Annotated in this window: 12 protein-coding genes; 5 read left to right on the top strand and 7 right to left on the bottom strand. The window is 51.8% G+C overall.

Annotated elements, in window-relative coordinates; genetic code table 11:
* Positions 1-32 precede the first annotated feature (32 nt).
* From poxB to aqpZ, 5 genes are all read right to left on the bottom strand, one after another.
* Positions 33-1,751, bottom strand: coding sequence for a ubiquinone-dependent pyruvate dehydrogenase (poxB, locus tag ACJHXB_RS12910; RefSeq protein ID WP_000815342.1), 1,719 nt, complete (start codon positions 1,749-1,751; stop codon positions 33-35).
* 132 nt (positions 1,752-1,883) lie between these two features.
* Entirely contained in the window at positions 1,884-2,852 is a 969-nt protein-coding gene (gene hcr / locus ACJHXB_RS12905; protein ID WP_000178668.1) for an NADH oxidoreductase, read from the bottom strand.
* An 11-nt stretch (positions 2,853-2,863) separates the two neighbouring features.
* A complete protein-coding gene (gene hcp / locus ACJHXB_RS12900; protein ID WP_000458771.1) occupies positions 2,864-4,516 on the bottom strand; it encodes a hydroxylamine reductase in 1,653 nt (550 codons plus the stop codon).
* A gap of 143 nt (positions 4,517-4,659) precedes the next feature.
* Positions 4,660-5,559: an L-lysine exporter LysO gene (gene lysO / locus ACJHXB_RS12895; RefSeq protein ID WP_000491132.1), complete on the bottom strand. Its 900-nt coding sequence runs from the start codon at positions 5,557-5,559 to the stop codon at positions 4,660-4,662.
* A 483-nt stretch (positions 5,560-6,042) separates the two neighbouring features.
* Positions 6,043-6,738 carry an aquaporin Z gene (gene aqpZ / locus ACJHXB_RS12890; RefSeq protein WP_001328199.1) on the bottom strand — a complete coding sequence of 232 codons (696 nt, stop codon included), beginning with the start codon at positions 6,736-6,738 and terminating at the stop codon, positions 6,043-6,045.
* Between the two features lie 425 nt (positions 6,739-7,163).
* Here aqpZ and ACJHXB_RS12885 point away from each other — a divergent pair, with 425 nt between their 5' ends.
* Complete coding sequence (locus tag ACJHXB_RS12885; protein ID WP_000599806.1) at positions 7,164-8,822, top strand: ATP-dependent endonuclease; 1,659 nt, start codon at positions 7,164-7,166, stop codon at positions 8,820-8,822.
* On the opposite strand, the gene ACJHXB_RS12880 is transcribed toward ACJHXB_RS12885, so the two are convergent.
* Complete coding sequence (locus tag ACJHXB_RS12880) at positions 8,819-9,775, bottom strand: VirK/YbjX family protein (RefSeq protein WP_001355621.1); 957 nt, start codon at positions 9,773-9,775, stop codon at positions 8,819-8,821. The genes ACJHXB_RS12885 and ACJHXB_RS12880 overlap by 4 nt on opposite strands.
* A gap of 150 nt (positions 9,776-9,925) precedes the next feature.
* On the opposite strand from ACJHXB_RS12880, the gene macA reads away from it, so the two are divergent.
* The gene (macA, locus tag ACJHXB_RS12875) at positions 9,926-11,041 is read left to right on the top strand and encodes a macrolide transporter subunit MacA (protein ID WP_000746460.1); all 1,116 of its coding nucleotides are present in this window, start codon (positions 9,926-9,928) and stop codon (positions 11,039-11,041) included.
* Complete coding sequence (gene macB, locus ACJHXB_RS12870; RefSeq protein WP_000188173.1) at positions 11,038-12,984, top strand: macrolide ABC transporter ATP-binding protein/permease MacB; 1,947 nt, start codon at positions 11,038-11,040, stop codon at positions 12,982-12,984. Before macA ends, macB begins: the two co-directional genes overlap by 4 nt.
* 72 nt (positions 12,985-13,056) lie before the next feature.
* On the opposite strand, the gene cspD is transcribed toward macB, so the two are convergent.
* Positions 13,057-13,281, bottom strand: a complete 225-nt coding sequence (gene cspD, locus ACJHXB_RS12865; RefSeq protein WP_000410785.1) for a cold shock-like protein CspD — start codon at positions 13,279-13,281, stop codon at positions 13,057-13,059.
* 149 nt (positions 13,282-13,430) lie between these two features.
* Between cspD and yljB the strand changes: the two genes are divergently transcribed.
* Together yljB and clpS are read left to right on the top strand one after the other, a co-directional pair.
* Positions 13,431-13,505 carry a protein YljB gene (gene yljB / locus ACJHXB_RS12860; RefSeq protein ID WP_001406719.1) on the top strand — a complete coding sequence of 25 codons (75 nt, stop codon included), beginning with the start codon at positions 13,431-13,433 and terminating at the stop codon, positions 13,503-13,505.
* Between the two features lie 98 nt (positions 13,506-13,603).
* Positions 13,604-13,924, top strand: a complete 321-nt coding sequence (clpS, locus tag ACJHXB_RS12855) for an ATP-dependent Clp protease adapter ClpS (RefSeq protein ID WP_000520781.1) — start codon at positions 13,604-13,606, stop codon at positions 13,922-13,924.

Below are 13,924 nucleotides of genomic sequence, written 5' to 3'. Positions count from 1 at the left end.
TGTCCTTATTATGACGGGAAATGCCACCCTTTTTACCTTAGCCAGTTTGTTTTCGCCAGTTCGATCACTTCATCACCGCGTCCGCTGATGATTGCGCGCAACATATACAGGCTAAAACCTTTGGCCTGTTCGAGTTTGATCTGCGGTGGAATGGCTAACTCTTCTTTGGCGACCACCACATCCACCAGCACCGGACCGTCGATGGAGAAGGCGCGTTGCAGGGCTTCATCGACTTCAGAGGCTTTTTCCACGCGAATACCCGTAATTCCGCACGCTTCGGCAATGCGGGCAAAGTTGGTGTCGTGTAGTTCGGTGCCGTCAGTCAAATAGCCACCAGCTTTCATCTCCATCGCCACAAAGCCCAGCACGCTGTTATTAAAGACGATAATTTTCACCGGCAGTTTCATCTGCACTACTGAGAGGAAATCGCCCATCAACATGCTAAAACCGCCATCGCCGCACATGGCGACCACCTGACGTTCCGGCTCGGTTGCCTGCGCGCCCAGCGCCTGCGGCATGGCGTTAGCCATCGAACCGTGGTTAAACGAACCTAACAGGCGACGCTTGCCGTTCATTTTTAGATAACGTGCCGCCCACACCGTTGGCGTACCAACGTCACAGGTGAAAATAGCGTCATCGGCGGCAAAATGACTAATTTGCTGCGCCAGATATTGCGGGTGAATGGCTTTCTCGCTCGGTTTAGCTAAATCGTCCAGCCCTTTGCGGGCGTCGCGGTAATCTTCCAGCGCTTTATCCAGAAACTTGCGATCGGTTTTTTCTTCCACCAGTGGCAGCAATGCACGCAGAGTCGATTTGATATCGCCGACCAGTGCCATATCCACCTTGCTGTGAGCGCCGATGCTGGCTGGGTTGATATCAATCTGAATGATTTTGGCATCGGTCGGGTAGAACGCGCGGTATGGAAATTGTGTGCCGAGCAGCACTAAGGTGTCGGCATTCATCATAGTGTGAAAACCTGACGAAAAGCCGATTAATCCCGTCATTCCAACATCATATGGGTTATCGTATTCGACATGTTCTTTACCGCGCAGGGCATGAACAATAGGGGCTTTAATTTTCCCGGCAAACTCAACTAACTCTTTATGCGCCCCCGCGCAGCCGCTGCCACACATCAGGGCGATATTGCTGGAATAACGCAGCAGTTGCGCCAGTTTGCGTAACTCTTCTTCTTCCGGCGTCACGACTGGCTGTGGCGCATGATACCAGTGCGAGGTTGCCCCTTCTGGCGCAGGTTTTAACGCCACGTCGCCCGGTAATACGACAACGGAAACGCCACGGTTAAGCACCGCTTTGCGCATGGCAATCGCCAGCACTTGTGGGATTTGCTCCGGGCTGGAAACCAGCTCGCAATAGTGACTACATTCGCGGAATAGCTCTTGTGGGTGGGTTTCCTGGAAATAGCCGCTGCCAATTTCGCTGGAAGGGATATGAGCGGCAATCGCCAGTACCGGAACGTGATTGCGGTGGCAATCGAACAGGCCGTTGATTAAGTGCAGGTTTCCGGGGCCGCACGATCCGGCACAGACCGCCAGTTCTCCTGAAAGTTGTGCTTCAGCGCCAGCGGCAAAGGCCGCCACTTCTTCATGGCGGGTGGACATCCACTCGATGGTGCCCATGCGATTAAGACTGTCGCTAAGACCGTTCAGAGAGTCGCCCGTGACTCCCCAGATGCGTTTCACGCCTGCCGATTCGAGTGTTTTGGCGATATAAGCTGCAACCGTTTGTTTCATGGTTCTCCATCTCCTGAATGTGATAACGGTAACAAGTTTAGTTCATCTGACGGAGGGGGAAGGGATGGGAGAAAAAGGAGGCACTAACGGTTAAATAGCCCGATGACAGGAATATCATCGGGCATAAGGCGATTATGCGAGAACCAAATCTCCCTGCGGATGGCAGGAGCAGGCCAGTACGTAACCTTCAGCGATTTCGGCGTCGGTCAGCGTCATTGTGCTGCTTACCGTATATTCACCGGAAACCACTTTCGTCTTACAGCAGCCGCAAACACCTGCACGGCAGGCGGCGACAACCGGAACTTTATTGCTTTCCAGCGCCTCCAGTAGCGTGGTGCCAACCGGAGAGTAAAATTCTCGTGCCGGTTGCAGTTTGGTGAATTTCAGACCGCTGGTCGCCGCTTCCGCTACTGGGGTGAAGAATTTCTCTTTAAAGAAACGCGTCACGCCGAGCGCTTTCACTTCCTGCTCTACCCAATCCATATACGGAGCCGGGCCGCAGGTCATCACGGTACGTGAGGTTAAGTCAGGGACACCTGCCAGCAGTTCGCGAGTGAGACGACCAGCGATAAAGCCTTCGGTAACGTTATTTTCTGCCACCAGCGTCACCGGATAGTTGCGCCACTCATCGGCGAAAATAACATCCTGCGGCGAACGCACGTTGTAGATCACCTGCACATCGGCCTGCGGACGGTTCTTCGCCAGCCAGCGACGCATCGACATAATCGGCGTGACGCCGCAGCCTGCCGCCAGCAACAGGAATTTATCTTCTGCTTTATCGTCGCAGGTAAATTCCCCCATCGCGTCCGAAAGCCAGAGATAATCACCGCGTTTTACATCGCGCGTCAGCCACTGGGAGCCGACACCGTCATCAATCCGCCGCACAGTCAGGGTGATGTATTCACTCACGCCTGGCGTGGAGGAAATGGTGTAAGCACGCAGCGTTTCCGCTGAGTTACGCACGCTGACCAGTGCATATTGCCCGGCGCGATATGGGTAGTAATCGTGGCAAATCAGGGAAATCGTCCACACATCCGGCGTTTCTTGCGTAATGTGATGAACCTGCATCCGCCACGGGCATTGATTCGTTGGCATCGTCATCGACAAACTCCTTACGCGCTCAACAGTTGCTTCATGTCTTCTTCAACAGTGGTGATAGAACGCAGGCCGAATTTCTCGTTCAGCACCGCCAGCAGGTCTGGTGTCAGGAAACCAGGTGCAGTCGGGCCGGTGACGATATTTTTCACACCCAGAGAAAGCAGTGTCAGCAGAATGACAATCGCTTTCTGTTCAAACCAGGAGAGCACCAGTGACAGCGGCAGATCGTTGACACCGCAGCCCAGTTTTTCTGCCAGCGTTACCGCCAGAATAATTGCTGAGTAAGCATCGTTACACTGACCAGCATCCACCAGACGCGGCAGACCTTCGATATCGCCAAACTCGAGTTTGTTAAAGCGATATTTACCACAGGCGAGAGTGAGGATCAGGCAGTCATCCGGCACGCTGGTGGCGAAATCGGTGAAGTAGTGACGCTCGCCGCGTGCGCCGTCACAGCCGCCAAGCAGGAAGATATGACGCAGTTTTTCACGGCTTACCAGATCAATCAGCGTATCCGCTGCGCCAAGCAGCGTTTGACGACCAAAGCCCACGGTGATCAGGTGCGGAATTTCGCTGTACGGGAAGCCCGCCATTTGTTGCGCCTGGGCGATGACCGCAGAGAAATCTTCGCCATCCAGATGACGCACACCCGGCCAGCCAACAATGCTGCGGGTCCAGATACGATCGTCATAAGCGCCTACGGTTGGGTCGATGATGCAGTTCGAGGTCATCATGATGGGGCCAGGGAAACGAGCGAACTCCACTTGCTGATTCTGCCAGCCGCTGCCGTAGTTACCGACCAGATGCTTGAATTTACGCAGCTCCGGGTAGCCATGCGCAGGCAGCATTTCGCCGTGGGTGTAGACATTAACGCCCGTGCCTTCGGTCTGTTCCAGCAGGTTGTAGAGATCTTTGAGATCGTGACCGGAAATCAGAATGCATTTACCTGCCGTCGCTTTGACGTTGACCTGGGTTGGGGTCGGGTGACCGTATTTACCGGTTTCGCCTGCGTCCAGAATGCTCATCACTTTGAAGTTCATCTGGCCGATTTCCATTGAACACTCAAGAAGCGCGTTCATATCGGCAGGCCAGGTCCCCAGCCACGCCATGATTTTATGGTACTGGGCGTAAATATCGTTGTCGTATTGACCGAGAACATGCGCGTGTTCCATATAGGCCGCCGCACCTTTCAGGCCATACAGGCACAGCAGACGCAGGCCGAGAATGTTTTCGCCAATCGCCGCTTTATCTTTGTTAGGGGTAAATTCTGCCGCCTGACGTTGCAGCTCGCCGAGATCATCGCTCACCAGTTGCAGGTCAGCCATCGGGTTATCGACGCGGGCGTTGGCATCTACAGCCAGGCATTGTGCTTTCAGCGCCTCGCGCAGGGCAATTGCTTCACGAGCGTAGCCGACAATACGCGGAGAATCGAAGTTAACGTTGGTCAGGGTTGAGAAAAATGCGCGTGGCGCAAAGCTGTCTATATCGTGGTTGATGATGCCGTATTCACGCGCTTTTACCGCCCAGGCCGAAAGCCCTTGCAGCGCCGCGATGAGTAAATCCTGAAGGTCAGAGGTTTCCGCCGTTTTACCACACATCCCCTGCGCGTATGAGCAGCCGTTTCCTGCCGGAGTACGGATAGTTTGTTCACATTGCACACAAAACATGATCACACCTTTTAAAGTTATATTTAATATACATGTTTAAGGTTAAGACGCTTAACGCGGGGATAAAAGGGATTTTTTATGCAACTTTAAGGGAGATTGATTTAGCGCAATTTTGGCGGCAGGGATCTACCGCCAGAGAGGTATTACGCGGAAAAAAAGGCGATGAGGATCGGCACTAACAGGCTAAGAATAAAACCGTGAACAATCGCCGCCGGGACCATATCCAGCCCGCCAGTACGTTGAAGAACGGGCAGGGTGAAATCCATTGATGTGGCACCGCATAAGCCCAGTGCAGTAGAGCGGCTGCGGCGAATCAGCCCAGGGATCAACATAATAGCAATCAGCTCACGGGCCAAATCATTAAAAAACGCCGCGCTCCCGATTACCGGACCAAAAGATTCAGTTAATAAAATACCGGAAAGAGAATACCAGCCGAAACCGGAGGCCATTGCCAGCGCGGTATTGATGGGAAGATCAAGAATAAAGGCGTTAATTAAACCACCAATTAATGAACTGGCAACCACCACCACGGCGACAATCATTCCCCGGCGATTAAGGACAATCTGCTTTAAGGTCATGCCATTATTGCGCAACTGAATACCGACGAGGAAAAGTAGCAGAATTAAGGTGTATTCACTGGCTTCGGTCGCGTGTTGTAAGAAAGCCAGTCCACTCAGGCCAATGGCAAAACCAATCACTACTACGCCGCACAGTTTTAGCGACTCCAGCGCCATCGCAATACGCGACGGGAGTTTTTCTTGCTGGTGGTGGTTGCGCCACGGCAGACCGCGCTCCAGCCACAACAACGCAATAATATTGCAGAGTAAAATAATGGTAATGCTGACGGCGGAATAATGCAGAATTGCCAACAGGTTACTGGCGAGGTTATCGAGAAACGCCAGACTGATACCCATAAAAAAGAGAATAAGGTAAACCATCCAGCTTAAGAGCTGATTAATAACTCTTAATGCAGCTTTTTGGCGAAGAGGAATGAGGTAACCCACAATCAGGGGAACCAGAATGATTAACAGCCCAGAAAACATGAAAACCCAGTCCTTGCAAAGATGAAGTCGAAATGCGCGATGACACACTACTGAAAGCGGAAGGACGAGTAAAGTTGCAATTAAAAGGAAATGTTATGCATAAGGATCGGTAGGGTATTCATTTTCATTTAAAGATATTCTTGCGCTTTAATTACAAACCGCACCGGTGTTGGTGGCGTCAAAATCGCCGAGGCGTTCCCTGAAGGCCGGGGCAGCCCACATGGATGTGGGCTGAGGGCGCGTTTTACAGGGATGTTACCTCGCGCCCGACCCGGTAGCCGCAAGGGATAAGTCGAGGGCACCGCGCAGCGGCGATTTTGTTCGCCAGAGCCCGGGGGTGCAGGGGGCGGCGGCGATTGGCCGCCCCCTGCGCGCTCCCTGCGCCAGTGACTATATGTGGCTTAACACATCAAGGAGCGCAACAGGAAGATGAATCAATATATTTAAAAAAGGCCTGACATTGCGCCAGGCCTTCTGCGTTAATTAATTACGTTTTTCCAGTAGAGTCCGGTAAATCAGACCACCGATAATGCCGCCGACAATTGGCACCACCCAGAAGAACCACAGTTGTTCTAATGCCCAGCCGCCCTGGAAGATAGCAACCGCGGTGCTGCGCGCCGGGTTAACAGAAGTGTTAGTCACCGGAATACTGATTAAGTGAATCAGGGTTAAGGCCAGACCAATAGCGATCGGCGCAAAACCTGCCGGAGCGTATTTGTCGGTTGCACCGTGGATCACTAACAGGAAGCCCGCACTCAATACCAGTTCAACTACCAGCGCGGAAAGCATGGAATAACCGCCTGGCGAATGCTCGCCATAACCGTTAGAAGCAAAACCGCTGGCTGCCGCGTCAAAACCCGTTTTACCACTGGCAATTAAATACAGCAGCGCCGCCGCAACAATACCGCCGACAACCTGGGCAATTACGTAGCCAACGACTTCTTTTGCCGGGAAACGTCCGCCAGCCCATAAACCAATAGTGACCGCCGGGTTAAAATGACCACCAGAAATATGACCAACAGCAAAGGCCATCGTCAGAACGGTCAGACCGAATGCCAGCGCCACGCCGGCAAAACCAATGCCTAATTCCGGGAAGCCTGCGGCCAGTACGGCACTACCACAGCCACCAAAAACAAGCCAGAAAGTACCAAAACATTCAGCTGCTAATTTTCTGAACATATCCACCTCAATTAAAAATTGACCCTGTGAAAAATATGGTCGTTTTATAGGGTCGTCGTAAAAAAGTGACGACGGAAATAATGCGCGGCTATTTTAAAAACGAAGGCGAGTCATTCACCAGATAAATAAATCCAGTAAATTTGATTTAGGGCAACAGCGGGTTGCCCCATATAGTCATTTGTCTGATTGACAGTGTAGTGCAAGCGAAAGATTTAATCCTTTAGGCGTAATAAAAAATAATTTATCATGCTAATTATTTGATTTTGTTGTTTTTGCAGGCTTATCAGCAAGAGGGAGTATAACGCGATTATTCGCTCATTTTTCAGACATTTGCCATGCTTAAATGTGATGTCATCACGTATTAGTAAGGCCTTTCCCGTTATACTGCCAGCGTAAAGGATAAGTCACATATTTCTGGAGGGGATATGATTCTTGAGCGCGTTGAAATTGTGGGTTTTCGCGGTATCAACCGTTTGTCGTTGATGCTGGAACAAAACAACGTCCTGATTGGGGAGAACGCGTGGGGTAAATCCAGCTTGCTGGACGCCTTAACCTTGCTGCTATCGCCAGAATCAGATCTCTACCATTTTGAGCGCGACGATTTCTGGTTCCCGCCGGGAGATATCAACGGGCGAGAACATCATCTGCATATTATTTTGACCTTCCGCGAATCGCTGCCAGGCCGACATCGGGTTCGCCGTTATCGGCCGTTGGAAGCGTGCTGGACGCCATGCACTGATGGCTATCACCGTATTTTTTATCGTCTGGAAGGGGAGAGTGCGGAAGACGGCAGCGTGATGACACTGCGCAGTTTTCTCGATAAAGACGGACATCCGATTGATGTTGAGGATATTAACGATCAGGCACGCCATCTGGTGCGTTTAATGCCGGTGCTGCGCTTGCGTGATGCCCGTTTTATGCGCCGTATTCGTAACGGCACGGTGCCAAATGTCCCCAATGTGGAAGTCACCGCGCGCCAGCTCGATTTCCTCGCCCGTGAGTTGTCATCACATCCGCAAAATCTCTCTGATGGACAGATTCGTCAGGGACTTTCCGCAATGGTACAGCTGCTTGAGCATTATTTCTCTGAGCAGGGGGCCGGACAGGCGCGATATCGTTTAATGCGGCGGCGAGCCAGCAATGAGCAACGAAGCTGGCGCTATCTGGATATCATCAACCGGATGATTGACCGACCTGGTGGGCGCTCGTATCGGGTTATTTTGCTCGGCCTGTTTGCTACTTTGTTGCAGGCAAAAGGCACATTGCGACTGGATAAAGACGCCCGTCCATTGTTGCTGATCGAAGATCCAGAAACCCGTTTACACCCCATTATGCTTTCAGTTGCCTGGCATCTGTTGAATCTTCTGCCATTGCAGCGCATTGCCACCACCAACTCGGGTGAGTTGCTTTCGTTAACGCCGGTAGAGCATGTTTGCCGACTGGTACGTGAGTCCTCGCGCGTTGCCGCCTGGCGTCTGGGGCCGAGTGGCTTGAGTACCGAAGATAGCCGACGCATATCCTTTCACATTCGTTTTAACCGTCCGTCATCGCTGTTTGCACGCTGCTGGCTGCTGGTGGAAGGGGAAACGGAAACTTGGGTTATCAATGAACTGGCGCGTCAGTGCGGACATCATTTTGATGCCGAAGGGATCAAGGTCATTGAGTTTGCCCAGTCCGGGCTAAAGCCACTGGTTAAATTTGCCCGGCGAATGGGGATTGAATGGCATGTACTGGTCGATGGCGATGAAGCAGGGAAGAAATATGCCGCTACGGTACGCAGCCTGTTGAATAACGATCGGGAAGCCGAACGAGAACATTTAACGGCGTTACCGGCGCTGGATATGGAACATTTTATGTATCGCCAGGGATTTTCCGATGTGTTCCACCGCGTGGCGCAAATCCCGGAAAATGTACCGATGAATCTGCGCAAAATTATCTCGAAAGCGATCCATCGCTCTTCCAAACCCGATCTTGCCATTGAAGTGGCAATGGAGGCAGGACGTCGTGGTGTGGATTCCGTACCGACGCTGCTGAAAAAAATGTTCTCACGCGTGCTGTGGCTGGCGCGCGGTCGCGCGGATTAACCGCGAAACATCGTGGCCATTTGTGGCTGAATAGCGTCGAGCATCTCATAGCGCCGACGGTATTCAGCCCGTTTTTTACTGGCGATTTCGGCAATCTCTTTTCGTGCTATCTGTGCCGGAAGGCGGTAATGGCGTTCAGCATCACATACGCCGCCAACCGACTCCCAGAAAGCGTTGTAATCGGCATGGATCTTGCCTTCTTTATCGCGATAACGCAGGCTGCGGTAAATATGCGTTTCATTGCTGACGGCAATAATCTGCTCTACCTGCAAACGTTGGGCAAACAGACAGGCTGCTTCCATCACAAGGCGTTTGGGAAATAGCCCGTGGCAGGCTTTCGTCGCATTCTGGATTTCCTGATGTGGAATTTCCCATTTTGCGCCTTGCAGTCCGCCAATAAACATTGTTCTTTTCCCCTGATATTCACACAGGGTAAACGTGATCTCTGCCAGAGGAATACCTTCGCTGTTGCGGAACAGGATTGTGCTGTCACCTTCTTTATCCATTGAGATCATCATGGTCAGCTCAAGTGTGAACTGCTCGCCGTTTTTGCCTTCCAGCTTCGCCAGTTGCAGCCCGGGGGTATTCAAATATAAGCTGAATTCTTCCGCCGACATACACCCGCGGAGTAACGCATAATGGTAACGTAACGCCTCCAGCAATTGCTTACGGCTAAGATTCGCCGCAAGGTAAGGGCGATGCAGACGCACAGGCAGTCGCGGCTGGCGCGTTAACAACACATTGAGATTAGGCCAGTGGGAAAGTTCGTTCATCCACTCAACGCTTAAACGCGGCATAATCAACGAGCGCAGCAAAAATTTCTGGCGAAAACTACGGCGATGCCAGAATTTACCCGGCCGACACTGTCCACGTGCCAGACTAAGAAAAAGTGACAGGCTGCTGAGAGATTCAGATGGCGTAAAGGTCCGTTCAGTTAGCTGCGACATATTCATGAAATCAATGGTTATACATGACGTCGATTTCACCATTGCGTATCTTAACAAAACATCAATAGTGTGATTACTAACGTAAATTTTAGGGTTTTGTTGATATTTCGTTGAAGTTAATGACCCGGATTGGCATATGGAGTATTCAGAATATTTATGAAAAAGCGGAAAACCGTGAAGAAGCGTTACGTTATTGCGCTGGTGATAGTCATCGCCGGGCTGATTACGTTATGGAGAATTCTTAACGCACCCGTGCCGACTTATCAGACGCTGATTGTGCGCCCCGGTGATTTACAGCAAAGCGTGCTGGCGACCGGAAAGCTGGACGCGCTGCGTAAGGTTGATGTGGGCGCGCAGGTCAGCGGTCAGTTGAAAACGCTGTCGGTGGCGATTGGCGATAAAGTAAAAAAAGACCAGCTTTTAGGGGTTATTGATCCTGAACAGGCTGAAAACCAGATTAAGGAGGTGGAAGCAACGCTGATGGAGCTACGCGCGCAGCGGCAGCAGGCGGAAGCGGAGCTGAAACTGGCGCGGGTGACGTATTCCCGTCAGCAACGTCTTGCACAAACGCAAGCGGTTTCACAGCAGGATCTCGATACCGCCGCGACGGAGATGGCTGTGAAACAGGCGCAAATTGGCACCATTGACGCGCAAATCAAGCGCAATCAGGCCTCACTCGATACGGCTAAAACCAATCTCGATTACACCCGCATCGTTGCCCCGATGGCCGGGGAAGTCACGCAAATAACCACTCTGCAAGGCCAGACGGTGATTGCCGCACAACAAGCACCGAACATTCTGACGCTGGCAGATATGAGCACCATGCTGGTAAAAGCGCAGGTTTCTGAAGCGGATGTAATCCACCTGAAGCCGGGGCAAAAAGCCTGGTTTACGGTGCTTGGCGATCCACTGACGCGCTACGAGGGGCAAATCAAGGATGTGCTACCGACGCCGGAAAAGGTTAACGACGCTATTTTCTATTACGCCCGTTTTGAAGTCCCCAACCCCAATGGTTTGCTGCGGCTGGATATGACCGCGCAAGTGCATATTCAGCTCACCGATGTGAAAAATGTGCTGACGATCCCTCTGTCGGCGTTAGGCGATCCGGTTGGCGATAATCGTTATAAAGTCAAATTGTTGCGTAATGGTGAAACACGCGAGCGTGAAGTGACGATTGGCGCACGTAACGATACCGATGTTGAGATTGTCAAAGGGCTGGAAGCGGGCGATGAAGTGGTGATTGGTGAGGCCAAACCAGGAGCTGCACAATGACGCCCTTGCTCGAATTAAAGGATATTCGTCGCAGCTATCCTGCCGGTGATGAGCAGGTTGAGGTGCTGAAGGGCATCACCCTCGATATTTATGCTGGTGAGATGGTGGCGATTGTCGGCGCTTCGGGGTCCGGTAAATCGACCCTGATGAATATTCTCGGCTGCCTGGATAAGGCCACCAGCGGCACCTATCGCGTCGCCGGTCAGGATGTTGCCACGCTGGACGCCGATGCGCTGGCGCAACTGCGTCGCGAACACTTCGGCTTTATTTTCCAGCGTTACCATTTGCTTTCGCATTTAACCGCCGAGCAGAACGTTGAAGTACCCGCCGTCTATGCCGGTCTTGAGCGGAAACAGCGGCTGCTTCGCGCCCAGGAGTTGCTGCAACGACTGGGGCTGGAAGACCGTACAGAGTATTATCCGGCACAGCTTTCGGGTGGTCAGCAACAGCGCGTCAGCATCGCGCGGGCATTGATGAACGGCGGTCAGGTAATTCTTGCCGATGAACCAACCGGCGCACTGGACAGCCATTCTGGCGAAGAGGTGATGGCGATCCTGCATCAGCTGCGCGATCGCGGGCATACGGTGATTATCGTTACCCACGATCCGCAGGTCGCTGCTCAGGCCGAGCGGGTGATCGAAATTCGTGACGGTGAAATTGTGCGCAATCCTCCCGCCATTGAAAAAGTGAATGTTGCTGGCGGGACGGAACCTGTTGTCAACACGGCCTCTGGCTGGCGGCAATTTGTCAGCGGTTTTAACGAAGCGCTGACGATGGCATGGAGGGCGCTGGCAGCGAATAAAATGCGTACTTTACTGACCATGCTGGGGATTATTATCGGTATTGCGTCGGTGGTTTCCATTGTCGTGGTGGGCGACGCCGCCAAACAAATGGTGCTGGCGGATATTCGTTCTATTGGTACGAATACTATTGATGTCTATCCCGGGAAAGATTTTGGCGATGACGATCCGCAATATCAGCAGGCGCTGAAGTACGACGACTTAATCGCCATCCAAAAACAACCGTGGGTCGCCTCAGCCACACCTGCCGTCTCGCAAAACCTGCGCCTGCGTTATAACAATGTTGATGTTGCTGCCAGTGCCAATGGTGTGAGCGGCGATTATTTTAATGTCTATGGCATGACCTTCAGTGAAGGGAACACCTTTAATCAGGAGCAGCTGAACGGTCGTGCGCAGGTGGTGGTTCTCGACAGTAATACTCGCCGCCAGCTTTTCCCCCATAAAGCAGATGTGGTTGGCGAGGTGATTCTGGTCGGCAATATGCCCGCCAGAGTCATTGGTGTGGCGGAAGAAAAACAGTCGATGTTTGGTAGCAGTAAAGTGCTGCGTGTCTGGCTACCTTACAGCACGATGTCCGGGCGAGTTATGGGCCAGTCGTGGCTGAACTCCATAACTGTCAGGGTGAAAGAAGGATTTGACAGCGCCGAGGCGGAACAGCAACTCACGCGTTTACTTTCACTGCGCCACGGTAAGAAGGATTTCTTTACCTGGAACATGGACGGCGTCTTGAAAACCGTTGAAAAGACCACACGTACTTTACAACTGTTTCTGACGCTGGTGGCGGTGATTTCGCTGGTGGTGGGCGGTATTGGTGTAATGAATATTATGCTGGTGTCAGTGACCGAGCGGACGCGGGAAATTGGCATTCGCATGGCTGTAGGTGCGCGAGCAAGCGATGTTTTACAACAGTTCCTGATCGAAGCCGTACTGGTTTGCCTGGTCGGTGGCGCGTTGGGAATAACACTGTCACTGTTAATTGCTTTCACCTTGCAGCTTTTCTTACCCGGCTGGGAGATTGGTTTTTCACCGTTGGCGCTGCTGCTGGCGTTTCTCTGCTCGACGGTCACCGGGATTTTATTTGGCTGGTTACCCGCACGAAATGCGGCACGACTGGATCCAGTAGATGCTCTGGCACGAGAGTAATTTTTGAGATAAAAATGCCAGCCGATCGGGCTGGCATTTTGCCTTTAGGATGTACACAATGAGACAGAAGAGCTATGCGACTGCCGCTTCTACTTCGACGGGCACAATAACACTGGCATGATTGCCTTTTGGCCCCTGGTGGACATCAAACTGAACGGATTGTCCAGCTTTTAGCGTTCTGTAACCATCCATCTGAATGGTGGAATAATGAGCGAAAATATCTTCGCCGCCGCCTTCAGGGCAGATGAAACCAAACCCTTTGGCATTGTTGAACCACTTAACAGTACCCTTTTCCATGCTTCGACATCCTTCGCAAATCTTATACAAGTAAGATGGAATAAACCGGGGTCAGAGAGGGGGCTGTTCAAAACCTCGCCAACTCTAGAAATACAATTTAGAGAATTAGGGCGAGCCGTCAAGCATTTGACAGGGGCCAGGGGGCAGGTATGAATCAAAAATTTGAAGCAGTTAACGCTATTGACAGGAATGTGACAGATGTCGCTGATGCCAACGATAGATGATAGTTATCTATCATGTGGAGTAGATTGGTCAGGCAAATAAGCTCTTGTCAGCGGCAGGGCGTTCTGCCGATAACCGTAACCGAAGATGATAACTGACAATGGGTAAAACGAACGACTGGCTGGACTTTGATCAACTGGCGGAAGAAAAAGTTCGCGACGCGCTAAAACCGCCATCTATGTATAAAGTGATATTAGTCAATGATGATTACACTCCGATGGAGTTTGTTATTGACGTGTTACAAAAATTCTTTTCTTATGATGTAGAACGTGCAACGCAATTGATGCTCGCTGTTCACTACCAGGGGAAGGCCATTTGCGGAGTCTTTACCGCCGAGGTTGCAGAAACCAAAGTGGCGATGGTGAACAAGTACGCGAGGGAGAATGAGCATCCATTGCTGTGTACGCTAGAAAAAGCCTGA

This window comes from Escherichia sp. WS3227_2, assembly GCF_046486495.1.
GTDB classification, from domain to species: Bacteria; Pseudomonadota; Gammaproteobacteria; order Enterobacterales; family Enterobacteriaceae; genus Escherichia; species Escherichia coli.
The sequence above is the reverse complement of the archived record's forward strand: the minus strand, read 5'-3'. Positions and strand labels throughout refer to the sequence as shown.

Coding starts and splice junctions, on each gene's coding strand:
- poxB (WP_000815342.1), bottom strand. CDS start 1,751: ATGAAACAAACGGTTGCAGCTTATATCGCCAAAACACTCGAATCGGCA.
- hcr (WP_000178668.1), bottom strand. CDS start 2,852: ATGACGATGCCAACGAATCAATGCCCGTGGCGGATGCAGGTTCATCAC.
- hcp (WP_000458771.1), bottom strand. CDS start 4,516: ATGTTTTGTGTGCAATGTGAACAAACTATCCGTACTCCGGCAGGAAAC.
- lysO (WP_000491132.1), bottom strand. CDS start 5,559: ATGTTTTCTGGGCTGTTAATCATTCTGGTTCCCCTGATTGTGGGTTAC.
- aqpZ (WP_001328199.1), bottom strand. CDS start 6,738: ATGTTCAGAAAATTAGCAGCTGAATGTTTTGGTACTTTCTGGCTTGTT.
- ACJHXB_RS12885 (WP_000599806.1), top strand. CDS start 7,164: ATGATTCTTGAGCGCGTTGAAATTGTGGGTTTTCGCGGTATCAACCGT.
- ACJHXB_RS12880 (WP_001355621.1), bottom strand. CDS start 9,775: ATGAATATGTCGCAGCTAACTGAACGGACCTTTACGCCATCTGAATCT.
- macA (WP_000746460.1), top strand. CDS start 9,926: ATGAAAAAGCGGAAAACCGTGAAGAAGCGTTACGTTATTGCGCTGGTG.
- macB (WP_000188173.1), top strand. CDS start 11,038: ATGACGCCCTTGCTCGAATTAAAGGATATTCGTCGCAGCTATCCTGCC.
- cspD (WP_000410785.1), bottom strand. CDS start 13,281: ATGGAAAAGGGTACTGTTAAGTGGTTCAACAATGCCAAAGGGTTTGGT.
- clpS (WP_000520781.1), top strand. CDS start 13,604: ATGGGTAAAACGAACGACTGGCTGGACTTTGATCAACTGGCGGAAGAA.